Raw genomic sequence first — 21191 nt, forward strand, 5'->3', positions numbered from 1 at the left:
GTCGGAGTAGCGTGACCGCATGCGTACCAGTGTCGACTCTCACGCTCCGACGGCCGAGCGGTACCGGGCATTCGCCGAGGTCGAGTCTCGGGGGATGTCGGCGACGTACGAGGGATGGGCGCTCGGCGTCGCGGATGACCCGTCGACGATCAGGCTCATCGACGAGCTGCCGCCCGCGAAGCGCCAACCGAATCTCGTGTTCGGCGCCGCCCGGTTCCAAGGCGCGCCGGTCGGAGGGTACGAGAACTTCCGCGATTGGCTGCACGAACATTGGGACGAAGTGCGAGCGACCGCGCTCGACCACGCGACGCAGACGAACGAGGCGGCGCGGTGTGCGCTGCACCTCCCCGTGCTCGCCGGGTTGCCCGGCCCGCTCGCTCTGCTCGAGGTCGGTGCCTCGGCCGGACTCTGCCTCTACCCCGACCGGTACAGCTACCGCTACACGGGGCATCCGCAACTCGACCCCCTCGACGGCCCGAGCGAGGTCGTGCTCGACTGCGAGATCGAGGGCGAGGGAGAAGTGCCGGTGCCCGCGCGACTGCCAGACGTTGTGTGGCGCGCAGGAATCGATCTCAACCCGCTCGACGTGACTCGAGCCGAGGATCTCGCTTGGCTCGAAGCCCTGATCTGGCCCGAGCACGACGACCGGCGGGCGCGGCTCCGTGCCGCGGCGAGCATCGCCGCCGCCGATCCGCCTCGCATCGTCTCCGGTGACCTCAACGACCGACTCCGGGCTCTCGCGGCCGATGCGCCGCCCGACGCGACACTCGTTGTCTTCCACACCGCAGTGATCGCCTACCTCGAGCAAGCGGCGCGTGAGCAGTTCGTCGAAACCGTGCGCGACTTGCCCGGCCACTGGATCTCCGCCGAGGGTCGCTCGATCGTTCCCGGCATCGCTGTGCGCGACGAGATCGGCGACGGAACGGAATTCGTACTCGCCCTCGACGGCGAGCAACGAGCGTGGGCACAGCCCCATGGCCGTGCGCTGCGCTGGACGCCGAATCCCGAGAAGTGATTCCGCTCTGAAGGCTCAGCGGTGATCATCCGGAGGCTCAGCGTTGATCACTCCGCCTCAGCCGCGGTGACGTGTCACCGGGCTCGCGCTCACCCTCCTCCGCCCACGGCGAGCCGCATGAGGTCGGTCGTGAAGTCGACATCCGTGGTGCTGTGTTCGGCGCGCGTCGCGTTGCCCGCGAACTGGTGCTGATAGCCGCCCCAGGCACTCTCGGCTATCGACGGGCCGACGCCGCTTCGCACGAACAGCGCCAATTCGGTCGCTGCACGCTCGATGCGGTCGCCGAGCGTCGCGGATCCCCAATCCTCGGGCGCGGCGAACAGCGACGTCGGAAGGGGGAGCGCGCGGAGGAACGCGAACAGGGGCCGGAGCTGCTCGTCCACGACCATTGCATGCCGCGCCGTGCCGGCTGTCGCAGCGAGCAGGACCGGCTTCGCGATGAGCAGGTCGTTGTCGAGCACGTCGACGAAGGACTTGAACAGGCCGCTGATCCCAGCCTTGTAGACCGGGGTGCTTGCGATGACGGCGTCGGCGGCCGCGAGACGTTCGATCGCCGCCTGCAGGCGCTCACCGGGGATTCCCGACACGATGGCTTGAGCGATCTCGACCGCCAGCGGACCCAGTTCGATGACGCCGACGGATGCCGGCCTCCCGGCCTCACGGAGCAGGTCGATGCTCTTCTGCGCCGCCCGCTCCGCCAGCAGTCTGGTCGAGGAAGGCTCGCTCACTCCGGCGCTCACGATGATCAGGCGCACGGGGAGGCGCGGAGCATCCGGTTCGACCGGGTCGTGCAGCCCGGAAAGCTGATCGGTCATGACGTGAACCTTTCGACGGCGTTCTGCTGAACTCTCGCGTTCGTGCCGGTGGCGCCGGCGAGAAGCGTGAGGCTGAGCTCACGGAGTGCCTCGAGTTGCTCGGCGTCCAGAGCGCGGGACATCACCCGGGCGACGTTCTGGGCGACATGCGCACCGACGCGTCGCTGACATTGCGCGCCTTCGTGAGTGAGGAGGATGCGTTGCGCGCGGGCGTCGCCGACATCGTCACTGCGTTCCACCAGGCCGCGGGCCTCCAGGCGGGTGATCAGCCGGCTCATTCCGGGCTGGGTGAGCAGCACATCCTCACCCAGTTCGGTGATGCGCAAGCCGTCGGGCTCGGTCGAGAGCGCGTGGAGGACGGCGTACTCCTTCGTGAGCAGGCCGTCCCAGATGTCGGCGTCGGAGAGCTCGCGGGCGATCGTGGCCTGTGCGCGGTAGTACGCCTCCCAGGCCTCGTTCGCGAGTCGGACATCGCGGACCATCGTCACGCCACCATCGGGAAGCGAGCCTCGACGGCCGGGTCGCTGTCCTGATACGGCGACGCACCTGAGAGGTTGTCGCCGCGGTTCGGATTCGGCCGCGGCTGCCGTGGTTCCGCATCGCCGTACTTCTCGGCGATGAGGCTCGCGTGGGTCGGGGCATTCGGAACACCCGGGGCGCGCCGGGCTGCCATTTCCCTTCGGAGCACCGGTACGACCTCGGTGCCGAGCAATTCGACCTGCTCGAGCGCCATCTCGACCGGGAGTGCCATGCTGTCGACCGTGAAGAGCTGGCGCTGGTAGTCGCCGAAACCCTCCTGAAAGGTGAGGGTCTTGTCGATGACCTCTTGCGGACTGCCGACGCTCAGCGGCGTTCGCGTCATGAAGTCGTCGAGCGAGCTTCCCCGGAACATGGGGTACTGCTCGAAGTAGGGGCGGAAGCTCCTGACGGCATCCTGGGAACGTTTCGCGATGAAGGCCTGACCGCCGAGGCCGACGATCGCCTGTTCCTTCGTGCCGTGTCCGTAGTGCTCGAATCGCTCCCGGTAGAAGTCGACGAGCGGCTTGAAGTGCAGGTTCGGCGCAAGGATGTGATTGGCGAAGAATCCGTTGCCGTAGAACGCGGCCTGCTCGGCGATCTCGGGTGTGCGGATGGAACCGTGCCAGACGAACGGCGGCACATCATCGAGGGGACGCGGGGTGGAGGTGAAGCCCTGCAACGCCGTGCGGAACTTCCCCTCCCAGTCGACGACATCCTCCCGCCAGAGTCGGTGCAGCAGGTTGTAGTTCTCGAGAGCGAGAGCGACGCCCTGGCGGATGTCCTTGCCGAACCACGGATAGACCGGCACGGTGTTGCCGCGCCCGACCATGAGGTCGAGGCGGCCCTTCGCCACGTGCTGAAGCATGGCGTAGTCCTCGGCGATCTTCACCGGGTCGTTCGTGGTCATCAGCGTGACGGACGTGCTCAGCACGATGTTCTTCGTCAGCGCAGCGATGTGCGCCAGCAGGGTCGGCGGTGAGGATGGCACGAACGGGGGATTGTGGTGCTCTCCGAGTGCGAACACGTCGAGCCCGACCTCGTCGGCCCGTTGTGCGACTCGCACCATATTGGCGATGCGCTCCGCCTCACTCTGCGTGTACCCGGTGGTCGGGTCGGGGGCGATGTCCCCGACGGTGAAGATTCCGAACTGCATGGTGTCCGCCTTTCCGCGGTGTCTTGTCAGTCACAACAACATGACTGCGCATGTATTCCCGCGTCACTCGATCTGTTCTCCTGAGTGCAGTTCGATGGGTTCGCCAGTCTCTCCTGTCAATAGGATTGGCGCATGCGCATCCACATCGCGACCGACCACGCCGGCCTCGAGTTCAGCCGCACGCTCGTCGATCACCTGACCAACGGCGGTCACGAGGTCGTCGACCATGGCCCGGCCGAATACGACGCCCTCGACGACTACCCGGCGTTCTGCATCAGCGCGGCGCTCGGCGTCGCGCGCGACCAGGCCGCGGGAGTACGCGCGCTCGGCGTGGTCTTCGGCGGTTCGGGCAACGGCGAGCAGATCGCGGCCAACAAGGTGCGGGGCATCCGCGCCGCGCTCGTCTGGAGCATGGACACCGCGATCCTCGCGCGCGAGCACAACGACGCCAACGTGATCTCGATCGGTGCGCGCCAGCACACCGTCGAAGAGGCCATCCGCTACATCGACGCCTTCATCGCCGAGCCGTTCTCGGGTGATGAGCGGCACGTGCGACGCATCGCGCAGGTCGCCGAGTACGAGACGACGGGTGACATCGCGGGCAAGGGCGTCGATACTCCGACAGGCTCAGCACGGCGCGACTCGCCGGAGTCCGCCAGCGGCGCCGACGGGGTTTCGACAGGCTCAACCAGCGAGGACTGAGCATGCCCGAGGGTCACTCCGTTCACCGCATCACCCGGCAGTTCGAACGCAACTTCGTCGGGCACGTCGTGCACGCGTCGAGTCCGCAGGGCCGGTTCGCGGTCGGCGCGGCCGAGATCGACGGGCGGCGCATGATCGACGCCCGCGCCGTTGGCAAGCAGATGTTCCTCGGCTTCGAGGGCGATGTGTGGCTGCGCGTGCACCTCGGCATGTACGGCGCGTGGGACTTCGCGGGCGACATCCTGATGGATGCGACGATCGCCTCGGCGAACGGTCGCATGGGTCAGACGAATCAGGCGGGAACATTTCTCGACGGGCCGAACCCCGATGCGGTCGTGCTCGACACGGCGGGTGAGAACTCCCTGCAGTCCATCGGCGCGCCCCGCAAGACCCGCTTGCGCATGTCGGAGTCCGAGAAGGAGGGGAACGAGCTCACGACGTTTCCCCCGGAGCCGATCGGCCAGGTGCGGGTGCGCCTGCTCACCGACACGATCTGCGCCGACCTCCGCGGGCCCACCGCATGCGAAGTGCTCGACCCCGCACAGGTCGAGGCGGTCGTCGGCAAGCTCGGGCCGGACCCGCTGCTCGACGACGGGCCCGAGGCGGAAGAGCGCTTCACCCGCACGATCCTGAAGAAGCCCACCCCGATCGGCCTGCTGCTGATGGACCAGAACGTCGTCGCCGGCATCGGCAACGTCTACCGGGCCGAGCTGCTGTTCCGTGCCAGGCAGAACCCGCATACGCCGGGCAAGCTCGTGCCCGAAGAGCACGTTCGTCACCTCTGGCGCGATTGGGCGAAGCTGCTGCGCATCGGCGTCGAGACCGGGCAGATGATGACGATGGATGATCTCGACCCCGAGGCCTACCGTGCTGCGATGGCCAACCGCGCCGACCGCCACTGGGTCTACAAGCGCGAGGGCCTGCCGTGCCGCGTCTGCGGCACGAACATCGTGCTCGAAGAGATGGGTGCCCGCAAGCTCTACTGGTGCCCCTACTGCCAGGCCTGAGAATTGCGGATCGAGCCCGTCGAAACCCACCCCGAGGAGACCCGATGCGCCAGAACCCCAGCTTCACCCTCGCGAGCGACGACGGCGTGAAGCGCCTCATCCGCGAGCACCCCTGGATGACGATCGTCAGCATGACGGATGCCGCGGGGCTCGTCGCATCCCACTATCCGGTGCTCCTCGATGAGACCGCCTCCGGCATCGTGCTGCTCACGCATGTCGGCCGGCCCGACGAGGTCGTGCACGAGCTCGGACGCCACGAGCTGCTGATCATCGTGCAGGGCCCGCACGGCTACATCTCGCCCGGCTGGTACGACGCGAATCCCGCGGTACCGACCTGGAATTTCGTCACGGCGCATCTCTACGGCACGCCGGAGCTGCTCTCCGCCGACGAGAACCTTCGGGTGCTCGAAGCGCTCGTCGACCACTTCGAAGACCCCATGCCCGAACCGCGGCGCATGCGCGGCACCGCGGAGAACTCGGCCTACGCCGATCGCATCTCCGCGGGCACCATCGGCCTCCGCATTCCCATCACGCGGTTCGTCGCGAAGAACAAGATGAGCCAGAACAAGCCTGCAGAGACCGTCGATCGCATCATCGACGAGCTCGAGGGCGACGGCCCGTATGCGAGCCCCGCGCTCGCCGCAGAGATGCGCCGCACCCACGAAGCGTTGCGGGCGGCTCGGGCGTGAGAGCTTCGGTCACGACGGGTGCCGCGGATGTCGCTGAGTCGCTGCTGCTCGCCGGAGCCCGGTTGCCAGGCACCGACGGGCTTGTCGACCTCCACCTCGACGGAGGCCGCGTCGCCGCGGTGATCCCTTCCGGTGCCGTCCGGCCCCGCGGCATCCGCCGTCTCGACCTCGGAGGCCGCTTCGTACTGCCCGGCCTGCACGACCGGCACGTGCACTTCTCCCAGTGGGCGATGGTGTCGCGCCGCCTCGATCTCGCCGGGGCAGAGTCGGCGGCCGCCGTCGCACGCCTGGTCGCGGCATCCGTCGACCGAGGCGCACACGAGGTGATCGGATTCGGCTATCGCGACGGGCTCTGGGCCGATGCGCCCTCCCGCGAGGGTCTCGACGCCATCTCGGGTGAGGTGCCGGTGGTGCTCGTCTCGGCCGACCTGCACTCGTGCTGGCTGAACACCGCGGCGCTGCGACGACATGGCGTCGAGTCGCTCGCCGGGCAGAGCGGACTGCTTCGCGAAGACGACTGCTTCCGCCTCGTGCGGCAGCTCGACGACATCGCCGACGAGGTGCTCGACGGATGGGTCGCCGAGGCAGCACGACAGGCAGCAGCCCGCGGAGTGGTCGGCATCACCGATTACGAGATGCGGTGGAATCGTGACGACTGGGCCCGGCGCGTCGGTTCGGGCGTCAACGAGTTGCGCGTCTCGTTCGGCGTGTACACCCAGCACCTCGACCGTGCGATCGATGAGGGTCTTCGCACCGGTTACGTCGTGCCGGCCACCGCGGGTCTCGTCACGGTCGGCGCGTACAAGGTCATCACCGACGGCTCGCTCAACACGCGAACCGCGTGGTGTTTCGACCCGTACTCGGGCGTTGCAGCGTCCGACCACCAGTACGGGCTCGCGACGGTGGCGCACGACGAGCTCGTGCCGCTCATGAGCCGAGCCCACGAATCGGGCATCACGCCGGCTGTGCACGCCATCGGCGATCAGGCCAATGCGCGGGTGCTCGACGCGTTCGACGAGGTGGGATGCGCTGGATCGATCGAACACGCCCAACTCTTGCTTCGCGACGACATCGCGCGCTTCGCACGCCTCGGTATCGTCGCGAGCGTGCAGCCCGAGCACGCGATGGACGACCGCGACGTCGCCGACCGGTATTGGGCTGGCCGCACCGAACGGGCGTTCATGCTCGCCGAGCTCGCGGCTGCGGGCGTCGAGCTCGCGCTCGGTTCCGACGCACCCGTCGCGCCTCTCGACCCATGGGTCGCGATCTCCGCCGCGGTCGGGCGAACTCGCGATGGCCGTGAGCCCTGGCATCCCGAGCAGGCGATCGAGGCACGAACCGCGCTCGCGGCATCGACCGGCGGGCACGGCGCCGCGGTGCAGGTCGGCGGAGCGGCCGATCTCGCCATCGTCGAGATCGACCCGCTCGAGGCATCCGTCGACGAATTGCGCCGGATGCCGGTCGCCGGCACGCTCCTCGCCGGCCGCTTCACGTTCTCGTCGATCCACTGAGGCCGCAGCGCGCGACGCGCGCGATCACACGCGATCCCGCGCGCGTCATCGCTGGGCGAGCGGGGGAAAACCCCCGATGCGATCGGGGCGTGCACCGGCTGGGTTGCCGGCCCCGACGTCACGAGGCTGGAGTCATGCTTCAGACACGCCTCCGCAGACCCCGTGCCGCGATCGGATCCGCGCTCGCCGCAGTCGCGGCCGGCGGGCTCATCGCAGTGGCCTTCGCGGGATGCAGCAACGCCGGTCCGAGTCAGGTCTCCACCGTCGGCGATGTCGTGTTCGACAAGCCGCTCGCGATCCCGCCGCTCGCCGAGGCGACCGTCGACGCCGACGGCACTCGAGTCTTCGCGCTCGACGCGCAAGCGGGCGAAACCGAGTTCGAACCGGGCCAGCCCGACAAGACCTGGGGTTTCAACGGCAGCTATCTCGGCCCCACGATCGTCGCCAAGCGCGGCGACCACGTGCGCGTCGACGTCACGAACTCGCTCGAGGAACCGACGACCGTGCACTGGCACGGCATGCACCTGCCGGCGGAGATGGACGGCGGGCCGCACCAGATGGTCGACGCGGGTGGCGCGTGGTCGCCCGAGTGGGATATCGACCAGCAGGCGGCGACCCTCTGGTACCACCCGCACCCGCACGGCGAGACCGAAGACCACGTCTCTCGCGGTCTCGCGGGCATGTTCATCGTGCAGGACGACGCCGAGGCCGCTCTTGGCCTCCCGCGCGAGTACGGCGTCGACGACGTTCCCGTGATCGTGCAGGACACCGGCTTCTCGGCGGAGGGGAAGAAGGAACCGAACCCCTATGGATACGCCGGGGGACTCGGCGACGAACTCATCGTCAACGGCACCCGCGGCCCGTATCTCGACGTGGAAGACGAGCTCGTCCGGCTCCGACTCCTGAACGCCTCCACCGCCCGCAGCTATGCGTTCACGTGGAGTGATGGGCGGCCGGTGGAACTCATCGCGACCGACGGCGGTCTGCTCGAGGCATCCGTCGAACTCGATCATGTGCGTTTGTCGCCGGGGGAGCGCGCCGAGGTGCTCGTGCGTGTGACTCCCGGCGAGCGCCTGACTCTGCAGTCGCTTATGACCCCTGAGATCGCCTCGCTCGTGGCGCCGATCGCTGCGACGAACGGCGGCACGGACTCGTACGACGTGCTCGAGTTGCGCGCCGCCGACACACTCGACCCGGCGCCCGCCGTGCCCGAGCGGTTGAATACGATTCCCGAGTTCGACGAGGCCGAGGTTGCGACCACACGAACTTTCGAATTGAACGACAGCTTCGAGATCAACGGCGACTCGATGGACATGGGCCGAATCGACGCGACCGTGACGGTCGACACCCTCGAGCGGTGGGTGGTCGAGAATGGGACCGACGTGCCGCACAGCTTCCACGTGCACGACGTGCAGTTCCGCATCGCATCGATCGACGGCGCTGCACCACCACCCGAGCTCGCGGGCTGGAAGGACACGATCTTCACCGAGCCGCACACCGAGTACGAACTCCTGATGCGCTTCGAGGACTACACCGACCCCGACACGCCGTACATGTACCACTGCCACCTGCTGTGGCACGAAGACCAGGGAATGATGGGCCAGTTCGCCGTCGTCGAACCGGGCCAGCGTGCGACGATGACTGAAGGAACCCACCATGAGCACTGAAACCATCACCCAGACTGCGCCCGAGGCGGGCCCCACGGATGCCGCGGCGAAGCGCCGCAGCTACTGGTCGCTGTGGGCGACGGTGCCGCGCGAGTTCGGCTTCCTCATCCTCACGATGCCCATCGCGATCGCGGGCCTCGTGCTGCTGTCGACGACCTTCTTCACCGGGCTCGGGCTCATCATCCTCGTCTTCGGCGTCTTCATCCTCGTCGCGTCGTTGTTCATGGCGCGAGGCTTCGGCACGCTCGAACTGGCGCGCCTTCGCGGGGCGGGGCGGCGCCCGATCGCCCGACCGCCATGGGAGCGGGCCGACCCCGACCGGGGCTTCTGGCGCACGATATTCGCACCGTTCATCGAAGGCCACTACTGGCTGTACGTCCTGCACGGCATGGTGATCAACCCGATCGTCAGCGTCGTCACGTGGAGCGTCACCGTCGCATGGACCTCCGTCGCACTCGGCGGCACTACCGGCTGGATCTGGCAGGGGTACATTCCCGAGGGCCGTGGCGATCAGGACTTCTGGCTCTACGACGTCGTCGTCGACTGGGCCTTCCCCGGCAACACGATGAGCGTGGATCCGCGGGTGGGCGAAGCGATCTTCGAGTTCGTCATCGGCCTGATCTTCCTCGCCACGCTGCCGTTCGTCTTCCGCGGCCTGACCCTGTTGCACGACGTCATCGCGCGCGGCGTGCTCGGCGCATGGCGCTCCGAGGCTCTCGAGCGCGAGGTTGCACAGCTCTCCGCCTCCCGCGGCGCCGCCGTGCAGGCCGAAGACGCCTCGCTTCGCCGCCTCGAGCGCGACATTCACGATGGCCCGCAGCAGCGGCTCGTGCGCCTCCAGATGGACCTCGCCGCCATCGAGCGCAAGCTCGAGCGCGACCCCGACTCGGCGCGTGGACTCCTCGGCGAGGCCCGCGAGCAGGCCCGCGAGACGCTCGACGAGCTGCGAGCTCTCTCACGAGGCTTCGCACCTCCGATCCTGCAGGACCGCGGTCTCGCCGTCGCCCTGCAGTCGCTCGGGGCCCGGAGCCCGGTTCCGGTGACGATCGAGATCGTGTTGCCGACGGATGCCGCGCTGCCGGCGCCGATCGAACGCAACGTCTACTTCGTCGCCGCAGAGCTGCTGACGAATGCCGTGAAGCACGCCGAGGCCACCGGCATCCGTCTCTCCGTCTCGACCCGCGACACCGGGCCCACCGGCCACTGGATCGACCTCTGGGTGACTGACAACGGGCGCGGCGGTGCAACGCTCGCTTCCGGCCACGGGCTCGCCGGGCTGCAAGATCGGGTGCAGGGCCTGCGCGGCATGTTCGTCGTCGACAGCCCCGTCGGCGGACCGACGACGATCGGCGCCCACATCCCGTACGTGCCGCTCCAGTCGCCGCCTTCAGGCAACTGACCCGATCAGCGGATGCCTCGCGGCCGCACCGCCGCGAGGCATCCGCTCGCCCCCCGCTAATGTGGGGGGAATGACCGACCGCACGCCGCTCCGAATCGTGCTCGCCGAAGACTCGGTGCTCTTGCGTGAAGGTCTGATACGTCTCTTCGATGAGGCCGGCTTCGAGACGGTCGCCGCCTACGGCGAAGCCGATTCGCTGCTCGCAGCGCTCGACGAGACCCGGCCCGACCTCGCCGTGCTCGACGTGCGCATGCCGCCGACGTTCCGCGACGAGGGAGTGCGCGCGGCCCTCGAACTGCGACGGCGAATGCCGAAGGTCGGGGTGCTGCTGCTCAGCCAGTACGTCGAGGGCACCTACGCGCACGAGCTGCTCTCATCGGGCGAGGGTGGCATGGGGTACCTCTTGAAAGATCGCGTGGCATCTCTCGACGAGCTCGAAGACGCGGTCGAACGCGTCAGCCAGGGCGGCACCGTGCTCGACCCGCAGGTGGTGCGCGAGCTGATCGCCCGTCGAAGCGACCCACTCGAGTCGCTGACCCCACGCGAGCGCGAGGTGATGACCCTCATGGCCGAGGGCCGCACCAACGCCGGCATCGCCAAGCAGCTGTTCATCGGCGTCGGAGCTGTGGAGAAGAACGTCACTTCGATCTTCCAGAAGCTCGGCCTCGAAGACTCGGGCACCGACCATCGGCGGGTACTCGCGGTGCTCACCTGGTTGCAGCGCTGATCACCGCTGGTCGTCGCAGCCGTGGGACGAGTCGGGCCCGGGTGCATCCGCCGTCATACCGGCATTTTGCACCCGGGCCCGTCAGGCCGCCATCGCGCGTTTACTTCACGGCGACGTGCGAGAAGAGGAACCAGCGGTCCTTATCGAGCCCGCGGCGGATCTCGATGACGACGTCTTGGCTCACCGGGTCGAGCTCGTCGAGGCCCTCGATCGCTTCGGCGACCTTCTCGGCTGCGAGGTCGATCTGCGCGACGACGTCGGCGATCGCCTCGTCGTAGGGCTGGAAGCCGAGCTTCGGGTTCACGGCCCCGCTCTTGTCGGAAACAGACTTCAGGCGGCCGTCGACGGGCAAGCCGAGGGCGACGACCCGCTCAGCGGCGAGGTCGGCCCAGTCCTGTGCGTGCGCCACGACCTCGTCGAGCAGTTCGTGCACGGCGATGAAGTTCAACCCGCGTACGTGCCAGTGCGCCTGCTTGCCGTTGACGGCGAGGGCGACGAGCTCCTGCACGACGGGCGTGAGGAACTGGGCGACGCCCGAGGCGACGTCGGCGTTCGCGCCGGTCTTCGGGATCTTGGGAGCGATCTTGGTATCGGTCATGTGGTCCACCTTCCCTGGAGCGTATGTCTTCCTCAACGCTACGCGGATGCCCGCGTATTTCAAGGAAGGGAAGGCTCGGCTGGGTGGGGGTTGACATCGGGCGTTGCGGATGTCGCAGCGCCGGACGTGCCGCGGGATGCAGCTACGCGCCGACGAGCGGAGTGATCTCGTCGATGTCGGCCTTATGGGCGGCGACCGCGAGCTCGAGGTCGTAACGGGTTTGGAGGTTCAACCAGAAGCGTGCAGAGGTGCGGAAGGCTCGAGCGAGTCGAAGGGCGGTGTCAGGGGTGATCGATCGGGTGCCGTGAACGATGCTCCCGATGCGCGGCGCCGGCACCCTGATCGCCTTCGCGAGCGCATACTGCGTCAGCCCGAGCGGCTTCATGTACTCCTCGAGGAGAATCTCTCCGGGGTGGATCGGTTCGAACGTGTCGGTCATGATGTCTCCTTTCAGTGGTAGTCGACGATTTCGACGTCTTCAGGACCAGAGGCGGTCCAGATGAAGCAGATCCGAAACTGGTCGTTGACACGAATGCTGTGCTGCCCGTGCCGGTCGCCGCTGAGGCTCTCCAATCGGTTGCCGGGCGGCGAATTGGCATCGGCGAGCGTCTCGGCGGCATCGAGGATGAGCAGTTTTCGGAGCGCCATCCTCTGGAGATCCGGCCCGAACCGTCGCAAATGCTCACGTCTCCACACATGCTCAGTTGCCGCGTCGGCGAAAGAACGGATCACGACTCAATAGTAACGCAATGCGATAATAACGGCAAGCGTTTCTAGTGGAGCGATTCGCTCGCAGGGACGCCTGCGGGTGACCGAGCGACTCGATCGGACTGACGTGTGCGTCGCAATCGACGGAGGATGAATCGATTGGTCGGAGTGCCTTCGGTGTCCGTGAGTGCAATTGCCGGCGCTATGCCCGTTCAATCCTGACTCAATGACAGAAGCAGTGCTACTCGACGGCGAGCGTTCGGGGCATCTCATGCCGGAGAGCCGCGGTGGTCGGTGCGACGGTCGCCGCGAGGGTGAGCACTAGGCCGCCGCCGGCGATCAGTGCGATGGTTCCGAACGACACTACGGGGAACGGCAGTGCGAGCGCGGCGGCGACGATGAGCCCGCCGATGACGGTGGCGAGTGCTCCGAGGATGGCCGCAGTGACGGTGAAGATGACGGCCTCCCAGATCGCGGTGAGGATGATTCCGGTGTGCGTTGAGCCAGCCGCCTGGACGAGTGCGAACTCGCGTTCGCGTGCGTGGCCGGACATGAACACGGTCGCAGCAGCGGCAACGGCCGAGAGCAGGAGCGGGCCGCCGAGGAGGATCACGACGCCTTCTGGCGCAAGATCGAATCCCTCGTTGGTGCCGGTTCGCGTGGCTTGGGCTGCTGCTAGGGTCGCGCCGGTGGTGTAGAGGCCGCCGGCAAGGGCGATGGCGACCATGAGCGGGCCGATCGCGGCGCTGGACTGGCCGAGCCGGTACCGGGCGGTGTTGCGTGCGAGGAACCACGACGCCGATGCCCTCGCCGGCAGCAGCGACGTCCATGCTCGAAGGACGATCGGGAACACAACGGGTCCCGCTGCAGCGAGGGCCGCCGCGATGAGTGGCGTGAACAGGATGGCTTGGCCGGAAAGCGCGGACATCGACGCGCTTCCGTCGAGGTTCATCGCCAGCGCGGTGGTGCCGGCGAAGATCGCCGCAGTGAGGACGATACGGACCCGCCCCATCTTGATCAGGGGCAGGTCCGCGTCGCGCAGCGCCTCAATAGGGGGTGTGCGACTGGCCCGGCGTGCGCCGCGGAGCCCGCCGAGGAGCACGACCGTGGTGATCGCGGCGGTCACCACGAACACACTGACAAGTCCCAGGTGAAGCGTGATGCCCTGCATCTGCTCCCAATCACTGAACGCCCACGTGAACAGCGGGCCGAATGTCGGGATCGCCACTATGCATCCGATCAGCGCGCCGATGATGCCGACGATGGCGAGCTGAGCGAGCACCACCAGCGCGACAAGGAGAGGTCGGATACCGACGAGTTGCCACAGGGCATAGCTGCGCTGTTGCAGGGCGACGGTGAGGTTCGCGGTCGAGCTGAGCACGATGAGCGCGGCGACGGTGGTGAACATGATGACGGCGGCGCTGGTGCTGGCAAGCCCTTCCTGTATACGGCCGCCATGGACCGCGCCGGTCTCGATGAGCCCGGCGGCAATGGCGGCGACGAAGCCGGTGGCGACGGTTACGGCGACGATGCCGAGCCACACCCGGCCGTGAGCGGCCAGATCGGACAAGATGAGCCGGATCACGCGGCGACCCCGGCGAGAGTGATTGCCTCGAGTACCTGTTCGGGAGCCGGATGCCGGAGTTCGCTGTGGATGAGGCCGTCTCGCAGTACCAGCACGCGGTCGGCGAGGGCGGCAGCTTCGAGGTCGTGCGTGACGACGATGACCGAGCGGTGGTCATCGGCTGCGCCACGTAGAAGCCGGAGCACGTCGGCGCCGGTTGCGGTATCGAGGGAGCCTGTGGGCTCGTCGGCGAACACGAGGTCGGGCCGCATGGCGAGCACGCGGGCGATCGCGACACGCTGCTGTTGCCCGCCGGAGAGCTGCCCAGGCCTGTGGCTGCCCCGGTCAGTCAGCCCGACTTCGGCCAGCACGCGATCGATGCTCGCCCGGTTCACCCCCCGGCGGGCGAGTCGCGCAGGCAAGGCGATGTTCTCCCGGGCGGTGAGGGAAGGGATGAGGTTGTAGGACTGGAACACGAAACCGACATGCTTGCGACGAAGAGTGGCGAGTCCACCGCGCCGGAGCGTGCGCAGTTCGCGCCCGGTGAGTTGAACGGAGCCGGAGTCGTAGGGTTCGAGCCCGGAGAGGCAGTAGAGCAGTGTGGACTTGCCGGAGCCGGAGGGTCCGACGATGCTGACCATCTCGCCGGGATGAACGTCGAGGGAGATCCCGCGCAGCACCGGCACGCGGGGTTCCTTCGGCCCGACTCCGGGGAAGGTCTTGTGCAGGTTCTCGGCGCGAATGAGCGGTTCGGTCACACTCTCTATTGGATGCGACGGGCGGGACGGGCGCGAGGGGGCGAGGTGGAGAGTCGGGGTAGAGCTGGCTCTACTCTTCGCAAAGGCGCCAGCCCCCGTGGCCGTCGCCTCCGTAGTGTTGGGGTATGAGGCCGGCAACCGTATGGCAGGCGCTGATGCAGCCGCCGTGGCGGTTCCTGCTCAGCCGATGGCCTTGGCGCACGCTCATCTACCTGCTGGCGAGCTCCGCGCTCGGGCTCGTGTTGTTGCCGGTCGTGATCGTCACGCTTCTGCTCCTGCCACTGTGGGGCATCGTCATCGGCGCGATCGAGCGCCGTCGCACCCACATCCTCGGCTTTCCCCGTCAAGCCTCCGGGCACGTGCCCCTCACTCGTGCGCAACGGCATATCTGGTTGGGTGTGCGGATGAACGAGGGCGCGACCTGGCGGGAGACCGCGGCACTGCTTCTCGACCTCGTGCTCGGCTGGGTCGCGCTGGCCGCCCTGTTCGCTCAAGGGCTCTGCCTCGTCGTGTTCGTCTTCATCGGTGTCTCCGGCGCCCGTGGTCTCGCGCAAGTACACCTCTTCGCAGACGTCCGGATCATCGTGGGACCGGACAACTGGTGGCTGGTCATCCCGATCAGCCTGGTCGCGATGTGCCTGATTGCCTACGTCAATGCCTTCGTCGCGGCGGGCCAATCGTCGCTACTGCGTATGCTCTGCGGACCTCGCCCACGCGAGCTCGCCCGAAACGTCGAACGGCTCATCCAGTCGCGTGCCGCGCTGGTCGAGGCGTTCGAGAGCGAACGGCGACGCATCGAGCGCGACCTGCACGACGGAGTACAGCAGGAACTCGTGACTCTCGCTGCCCGACTTGGAATGGTCAGCCTCGAACTCGATGATCTCGCCGCACAAGGGAGCGACACGGAGCTCGCGCGCGGCGCGCTCGATGCTGCTCAAGGCCAGGCCGAGCACGCGATGGCGACGCTGCGCGATACTGTCCGTGGCATCCACCCCGCTGTTCTCACGGACTACGGCCTCCGTGCCGCGCTCAACGAGCTGGCGGACCGCACCCCGGTCCCGATCATCGTCGACATGGCCGAATTCAGTCGGCTCCCGAGCGCGGTCGAGACGGCCGCTTACTATCTCGTCACCGAGGCGATGAGCAACGCCGCCAAGCACACCACCGCCACACGCCTGACCGTCCGAGTCGGCATCGAAGCCGACACACTCGCTGTGGGCGTCACCGACAACGGGCATGGCGGGGCCGATGAGAACGTTGGAACCGGGCTGCGCGGACTCCGCGAGCGAGCTGAGACGCTCGGCGGGCAGTTCACCATCATCAGTCCAGACGGGGGACCAACGACCTTGTACATGGCCCTGCCGATCATTGCGGCGATCTCGGAGCGCGATGCGTCTGCTGCTCGCTGAGGACTCCGCGCTGCTGCGCGAAGCGCTGACTGCCCTCTTGGAACGGCTCGGCCACACCGTCGCCGCCACCGCGGAGACCGCACCTGATCTCCTCGCGAAGTTCGCGCGCCTCGCCGATATCGACGAGCGACCAGATCTCGTTCTCACCGATGTCCGGATGCCGCCCACGAACAGCGACGATGGGCTTCGCGCCGCACTCGAGATTCGGGGCGCGCATCCGACCCAGCCCATCATAGTTCTGTCGCAATACATCGCAGACAACTACGCCCGCGAACTGCTCACACTCCGCGAAGGTGCGATCGGCTACCTCCTCAAGGACCGCGTGAATCGAGTCCGCGACTTCGACGACGCACTCGAAACAGTTGCGGCCGGCGGCACCGTCATCGACCCCGACGTGGTGCAGCACCTCCTCAGCACTACCCAGCCGGGACCGCTCGAAACTCTCACGGCACGAGAGCGCCAAGTGCTCGGCCTCATGGCAGACGGACAGTCGAATGCCGATATAGCCGCCACACTCGTTCTCACCGACGCATCAGTCAGCAAACACATCGGCAACATCTTCATCAAGCTCGGACTCAACCCAGTCGATGAAAATCGCCGGGTCAGGGCGGTCCTGACCTATCTCCAGAACGATCGCCCTTAACTCGCAGCGAGACGGATTCCGGCCTGACTCGTTCCCTGAGAACCCGTTGGGACAAACAGCATGGAGCTGCGGGAAAACGGCTGATCGTTGGCCGGATATGTGGAGGGGATGACGGGAATCGAACCCGCGTAATCAGTTTGGAAGACTGAGGCTCTACCATTGAGCTACATCCCCGCGCGCCCGCTCGCGGGCACTGGATCATCGTAGTACACGATGCATCCGTCGCTGTGACGCGCGCCGCAGAAACCGCGCGCGCCGACTACCGCAGCGAAGCGATCGAGCGGATCGTGCCGCGCGCGAGACGCATCTGACGCTCGTAGGTTGCTGCGAGAACGACGAGCAGCACGCCCGCGATGCCGAGCCACAGCCACCACCAGACGGCCTCGTAGAGCGCGGTGATCCACGGCCAGAGCTGCACGATCGCGTGGATGAGCAGCACAGTTCCACCGAGGAGGAACGGCGCCTGCAGGCGACGCACGGCGCCGATGACCACGACGGCGACCGCCACGACGCCGAGAGCCACGTTGCGCCAGAGTTCGGGATCGGCGAAGTCGGCGATGAGCGCCGGAATGAGCAGCACCGCGAGCCCCGGCCCGAGTGCCGGCCAGCTGCCGAGCTCGGGGGAGCGGCGCAAACGGAATGCGCCCGCGCCGATGAGCGCGACGCCGACCGACGCCGTGACGAGGTCGAACGGGTCGACTTCGCCCTGCACGAGCGCGATGAGGCCGCCGATGACGAGTACGCCGAGGCTGGTCCAGCCGAGCATCGGCCCAGCGACCGGCTTCGCGGTCGTCGCCGAAGCGGCGATGTGCGCCAGCGCGAGCAGCGGGAACAGCACGGCAGCGCGCACTGTGGGCTCCTCACCGCTGGCAATCGCGAGCACGGTCGGCACGGCGGCGAAGGCGACGGATGCCGCGAGCATCACCTGCCCGAACCACTCGGGCGTCGACCCGGTGCGGGCCCACATCACCGCGATCGTCGCACCGGCGATGAGCGCGACGACCGGCCAGAATTCGACGATGAGCACGCTGTCGGCTGCGCCCGACGCGACGGCAGAAGTGCGCACGAGCGCCGCGCCGGTGACGGCCACCCAACCGGCGCTCACTCCAAGGAGGCGAATGGGCACTCCGCGTGCCGCCTCGGGCAGGAAGATCGCGGCGATCGACACGACGATGCCGATCGAAACGAGCAGCAGAGTGCGAAATTCGGAGTCGCCGCTCGACCCGACGCTGGGCAGCACCGCGATCGCCGCGGCAGCGCCGAAGAGGGCCGTGCGGCCCGTGGCGCGCGAGTCGGCGGTGAATCGCCGCCAGGTGATGAGACCGCCGGTGACGGCCAACGCAGCGGCGAGTGGAAGCGTGTAGGCCTCGACGTTCTCGACGCCGTCACCCGCGAGCCAGGCCCACACCGTGGATACGCCGAGCCCGAGGCTCAGCCAGGCGAGGTGTCGGGTCGGCTTCTGGCCGGCGATCGGGTCGCCGTCGAGCGCGGCCATCACGATCGGCACGGGGGTGAGCAGGAGCAGTACCAGCCACGACGTGTCAGTCGCGAAGGCGCCGGTGAAGCCCGAGACGAGAGCCGTGAGGCCGATGACCCCGACCGCGATGCCCCATGCGAGCCGCGAACTCCCGGTACGCGGCGGCACCAGGTGTGCGAGCGCGGCTGCGAGCAGGCCGGCTCCGGCGAGACCGATGGCGACGAACTCAGCCCCGAAGACGACGTCGACGACGACGGCAGACGTGAACGCGAGGGCGAGCGGGGTCGTCGCGGCGAAGACCGTGCGCAGCACTGCCGGGGTACCGACGCGAAGCCACAGCACACCCGCGACGACGAAGACGATCGCGGGCAGCCAGCGCACAGCGGCATCCGTCTCGAAGGCGAGCGCCCACAGCGCGACGACGGATGCCGCGAGCAGTGGCACGGTGACGGCCAGGCGATCGCCCGTGCTGCCGTTCCGCACAAGTGCGGCGATGGCAAGCAGGGCGGTGCTCACCGTTGCGAGCCACATCCATGGCGAGTTCCACGATTCGAGGAGTAGCCATCCGGCCGCATCGAGCCAGGGAGCGATCGAGAAGGCGGAGCCGGCGAAGAGCGTCGTCGCGATCGCAAGGTGCGCCGAGCCGATCGGCGCGCTGACGTGCGCCGCCCAGACGCGACGCGCAAGCACTCGTCCGGCCACGGTGATGGCGATCACGAGGCCAGCCACCCACGGCCACAGTGCCGAGCTCGAGTAGCCCACGCACCAGGCGAGCGCACCGCCGCAGCTTCCGATGACGATGAGCGTCACGAGGAGGCCCGGCAACATGAAGCGTCGAAGTGCCGCCGCGAGCGCCAATGCGCCGCCCCCGAGTGCAGTCAGGACGACGGCGCACACGACGAGGTTCGGAGCGATCGCACCGGCCACGAGGACACCCGCAAGCCCTGCGCCGATGGGGATGGCAACGAGCATGCGCACCCGGCGCACCAGTGCCGTGATGACGAGTGCACCGACCGCAGCGACGAACGGCACAAGGACGACCACGAGATCGTGCTCCACTGGCAAGGTCACGGATGGTTCGTCGACGGCGAGGCTCCACGGCGGCACGCTCGCCACGAGCCTGGCGGCGATCGCGCCGAGGCCGAGGAACGCTCCGGGTATCGCAGCGGAGACGGCGACGACCACCGCAGCCACGCACGCCCAGAGCGAGTCGCGCGACGCCGGCCCGGTCAGACGCACGCCGGCGGCGAACACGGAGGCCACGACGCCCGCCGCGGCGGGCGCGAGCCAGATCGCGAGATCCGTGTCGAGTTCGGAGACGATCGACACGGTCGGCGCGAGTGCCAGGCTCAGTCCGAACGCGGGCGCGGCGATGCGAGCCCAGATCTGAGACACGTCGTTGCTTCGCAAGCGCACCGCGATCAGTGCGACCAACCACGCCACCGCGACGGCGAGGTAACTCCACAGCTGGTTCCACTGGATGTCGACCAGCGCCCAGAACGCAGGGATCAGCGCGAACGCACCGGCGACGAATCCAGCGCCGAGCACGATCGCGCGCTCGGCGGTGCGCGGCAGCAGTACTGCAACCGACCCGAGCAGCGAAACGGTGAGGAAGCCGAGCCACCAGCCAGTGCCCGGGAGGTCGTCGGGCGCAAGCTCGAACGTCAGCAGGAAGACGCCGACGGGCTCGAGCGCCGCCGCGGCGAAGCCGGTCACGCGGATGCCGCTGACCTTACGCACGCCCAAGAGCACGGCCGCGACGATCAACAGCGCTCCGCCCGTGTACCCGGCGGCGCCGAGGGAGTCGGTGTCGAACAGCCCGTTGGCCCGCACGATCCACACGTCGAGCAACAGCAGCACGATGGCGACGGATGCCACGCCCTCTGCCGTCCCCGGAAGGCCTCGCGCCCGCAACAGCCATGCGACGCCGAGCACCAGCACGCTCGCAATCGCGATGATCACCGAGCGCACCTCGAGGCTCGCCACGAGGTAGGCGACGAAGAGGAACACAACGGCCGTGATCGAGATCAACACGACGCCGAGTGTGAGGAGCAGCACCTGTACGCCGGAGCGACCGGAACTGGTCGAAGCGGGTGCCGTCGGAGCGGAGGGCGCCGTCGAAGCGGCCGTGGGAGGCGGAATGAGCGCACTCGGTGCAGCGGGAACCGCAACCGGAGCCGGAGCAGACGTGAGCGGCGCGGGAACGGCGTGTGCGGCATCCGCTGCTGTCGCACTGACTACCGGATGCGCCGCTGCGGCGACCTGCGCGCCGACCTGCGCCGCGACATCCGTCGTCATGGCTGCGTCGCGGGCCCCTGCCGCCTGAGCTTCACGCATGGCCGAGATCAGCGACTGCCGACTCGCCTCGTCGTCGTACAGCCGTCGCCCAGCAGCGAGCAGCTCTCCAGCCGCGGGAACGGCCAGATCGAGACCGCACGTGTCGCACGCTGCCGAACGCAAGGGGCTGAAGCACGCGGGGCAGAGGGTCGTGTCCACCAGCTGCGCCGGGCCGGACGGCCAGCGTCGGAGGTCGCGTCGGACGACGGAATCGTGGTCGGGCATGCGCACACTCTGCCACGGTGTGCAGTCACGGTGACGATTCATCCACAGCAGCGCGTCGGCTGCCGGAAGGCAAGTGCACAACGAGCGCAAGCGCTGTGCAGTAGACTTTCCGGGGTCCATCCGTCTGACGCATGCCTCGGCATGTCCGTGCGGCTGAATCGACGAGTTGAGTCGCGACTCGGGGCGTAGCTCAGCTTGGTAGAGCGCCCGCTTTGGGAGCGGGAGGTCGCAGGTTCGAATCCTGTCGCCCCGACGAGTTCCAGGACTC

19 protein-coding genes and 2 tRNA genes are annotated in these 21191 nt (G+C 68.0%); 11 read left to right on the forward strand and 10 right to left on the reverse strand.

All coding sequences use genetic code 11. The features are described 5' to 3' along the window. Positions 1-19 precede the first annotated feature (19 nt). On the forward strand, positions 20-1015 hold the full coding sequence (locus tag AC1C2T_RS14145) for a DUF2332 domain-containing protein (protein WP_495385717.1): 996 nt from the start codon (positions 20-22) through the stop codon (positions 1013-1015). Between the two features lie 89 nt (positions 1016-1104). On the opposite strand, the gene AC1C2T_RS14150 is transcribed toward AC1C2T_RS14145, so the two are convergent. The 3 genes from AC1C2T_RS14150 to AC1C2T_RS14160 are packed head-to-tail and all read right to left on the reverse strand — an operon-like array spanning position 1105 to position 3502. Further along, entirely contained in the window at positions 1105-1830 is a 726-nt protein-coding gene (locus AC1C2T_RS14150) for a CE1759 family FMN reductase (RefSeq protein ID WP_495385718.1), read from the reverse strand. Next, positions 1827-2312: a MarR family winged helix-turn-helix transcriptional regulator gene (locus AC1C2T_RS14155; protein WP_495360351.1), complete on the reverse strand. Its 486-nt coding sequence runs from the start codon at positions 2310-2312 to the stop codon at positions 1827-1829. Before AC1C2T_RS14155 ends, AC1C2T_RS14150 begins: the two co-directional genes overlap by 4 nt. 2 nt (positions 2313-2314) lie before the next feature. Then, positions 2315-3502, reverse strand: a complete 1188-nt coding sequence (locus AC1C2T_RS14160; protein WP_495385719.1) for a CE1758 family FMN-dependent luciferase-like monooxygenase — start codon at positions 3500-3502, stop codon at positions 2315-2317. Positions 3503-3634: 132 nt separating this feature from the next. Here AC1C2T_RS14160 and AC1C2T_RS14165 point away from each other — a divergent pair, with 132 nt between their 5' ends. The 7 genes from AC1C2T_RS14165 to AC1C2T_RS14195 all read left to right on the forward strand — a co-directional run bounded on the left by AC1C2T_RS14165 (position 3635) and on the right by AC1C2T_RS14195 (position 11204). Next, a complete protein-coding gene (locus AC1C2T_RS14165; protein WP_495385720.1) occupies positions 3635-4204 on the forward strand; it encodes a ribose-5-phosphate isomerase in 570 nt (189 codons plus the stop codon). Positions 4205-4206: 2 nt separating this feature from the next. Next, complete coding sequence (locus AC1C2T_RS14170; protein WP_495385721.1) at positions 4207-5211, forward strand: Fpg/Nei family DNA glycosylase; 1005 nt, start codon at positions 4207-4209, stop codon at positions 5209-5211. A gap of 44 nt (positions 5212-5255) precedes the next feature. After that, positions 5256-5900 carry an FMN-binding negative transcriptional regulator gene (locus tag AC1C2T_RS14175; RefSeq protein ID WP_495385722.1) on the forward strand — a complete coding sequence of 215 codons (645 nt, stop codon included), beginning with the start codon at positions 5256-5258 and terminating at the stop codon, positions 5898-5900. Further along, complete coding sequence (locus tag AC1C2T_RS14180; RefSeq protein ID WP_495385723.1) at positions 5897-7411, forward strand: amidohydrolase; 1515 nt, start codon at positions 5897-5899, stop codon at positions 7409-7411. Before AC1C2T_RS14175 ends, AC1C2T_RS14180 begins: the two co-directional genes overlap by 4 nt. A 134-nt stretch (positions 7412-7545) precedes the next feature. Next, positions 7546-9078, forward strand: coding sequence for a multicopper oxidase family protein (locus AC1C2T_RS14185; protein WP_495385724.1), 1533 nt, complete (start codon positions 7546-7548; stop codon positions 9076-9078). Continuing rightward, entirely contained in the window at positions 9068-10477 is a 1410-nt protein-coding gene (locus tag AC1C2T_RS14190) for a sensor histidine kinase (RefSeq protein WP_495385725.1), read from the forward strand. Before AC1C2T_RS14185 ends, AC1C2T_RS14190 begins: the two co-directional genes overlap by 11 nt. Before the next feature lie 70 nt (positions 10478-10547). Continuing rightward, on the forward strand, positions 10548-11204 hold the full coding sequence (locus AC1C2T_RS14195; RefSeq protein ID WP_495360343.1) for a response regulator transcription factor: 657 nt from the start codon (positions 10548-10550) through the stop codon (positions 11202-11204). Between the two features lie 100 nt (positions 11205-11304). Here AC1C2T_RS14195 and AC1C2T_RS14200 read toward each other — a convergent pair whose 3' ends face one another. The 5 genes from AC1C2T_RS14200 to AC1C2T_RS14220 all read right to left on the reverse strand — a co-directional run bounded on the left by AC1C2T_RS14200 (position 11305) and on the right by AC1C2T_RS14220 (position 14832). Then, on the reverse strand, positions 11305-11802 hold the full coding sequence (locus tag AC1C2T_RS14200; RefSeq protein WP_495385726.1) for a Dps family protein: 498 nt from the start codon (positions 11800-11802) through the stop codon (positions 11305-11307). A gap of 142 nt (positions 11803-11944) precedes the next feature. After that, positions 11945-12241 carry a HigA family addiction module antitoxin gene (locus AC1C2T_RS14205; protein ID WP_495385727.1) on the reverse strand — a complete coding sequence of 99 codons (297 nt, stop codon included), beginning with the start codon at positions 12239-12241 and terminating at the stop codon, positions 11945-11947. Between the two features lie 11 nt (positions 12242-12252). Then, complete coding sequence (locus AC1C2T_RS14210) at positions 12253-12534, reverse strand: type II toxin-antitoxin system RelE/ParE family toxin (protein ID WP_495385728.1); 282 nt, start codon at positions 12532-12534, stop codon at positions 12253-12255. Between the two features lie 217 nt (positions 12535-12751). Then, positions 12752-14095: an FtsX-like permease family protein gene (locus AC1C2T_RS14215; protein WP_495360339.1), complete on the reverse strand. Its 1344-nt coding sequence runs from the start codon at positions 14093-14095 to the stop codon at positions 12752-12754. Then, complete coding sequence (locus AC1C2T_RS14220; protein WP_495360338.1) at positions 14092-14832, reverse strand: ABC transporter ATP-binding protein; 741 nt, start codon at positions 14830-14832, stop codon at positions 14092-14094. Before AC1C2T_RS14220 ends, AC1C2T_RS14215 begins: the two co-directional genes overlap by 4 nt. Positions 14833-14957: 125 nt before the next feature. Between AC1C2T_RS14220 and AC1C2T_RS14225 the strand changes: the two genes are divergently transcribed. Together AC1C2T_RS14225 and AC1C2T_RS14230 are read left to right on the forward strand one after the other, a co-directional pair. Next, on the forward strand, positions 14958-16241 hold the full coding sequence (locus AC1C2T_RS14225) for a sensor histidine kinase (protein ID WP_495385729.1): 1284 nt from the start codon (positions 14958-14960) through the stop codon (positions 16239-16241). After that, positions 16222-16884 (forward strand): response regulator transcription factor, encoded by a 663-nt coding sequence (locus tag AC1C2T_RS14230; RefSeq protein ID WP_495360336.1) that lies wholly within the window; start codon positions 16222-16224, stop codon positions 16882-16884. The genes AC1C2T_RS14225 and AC1C2T_RS14230 overlap by 20 nt, the downstream gene beginning before the upstream one ends. A gap of 100 nt (positions 16885-16984) precedes the next feature. Here AC1C2T_RS14230 and AC1C2T_RS14235 read toward each other — a convergent pair. Next, a tRNA-Gly gene (locus tag AC1C2T_RS14235) sits at positions 16985-17058 on the reverse strand. An 85-nt stretch (positions 17059-17143) separates the two neighbouring features. Beyond that, positions 17144-20923, reverse strand: coding sequence for an SCO7613 C-terminal domain-containing membrane protein (locus AC1C2T_RS14240; RefSeq protein ID WP_495385730.1), 3780 nt, complete (start codon positions 20921-20923; stop codon positions 17144-17146). Between the two features lie 179 nt (positions 20924-21102). On the opposite strand from AC1C2T_RS14240, the gene AC1C2T_RS14245 reads away from it, so the two are divergent. Then, positions 21103-21176: transfer RNA gene (locus AC1C2T_RS14245), tRNA-Pro, on the forward strand. The last annotated feature ends 15 nt before the right edge of the window (positions 21177-21191 follow it).

The sequence above is a fragment of the Agromyces sp. Y558 genome (assembly GCF_059445415.1).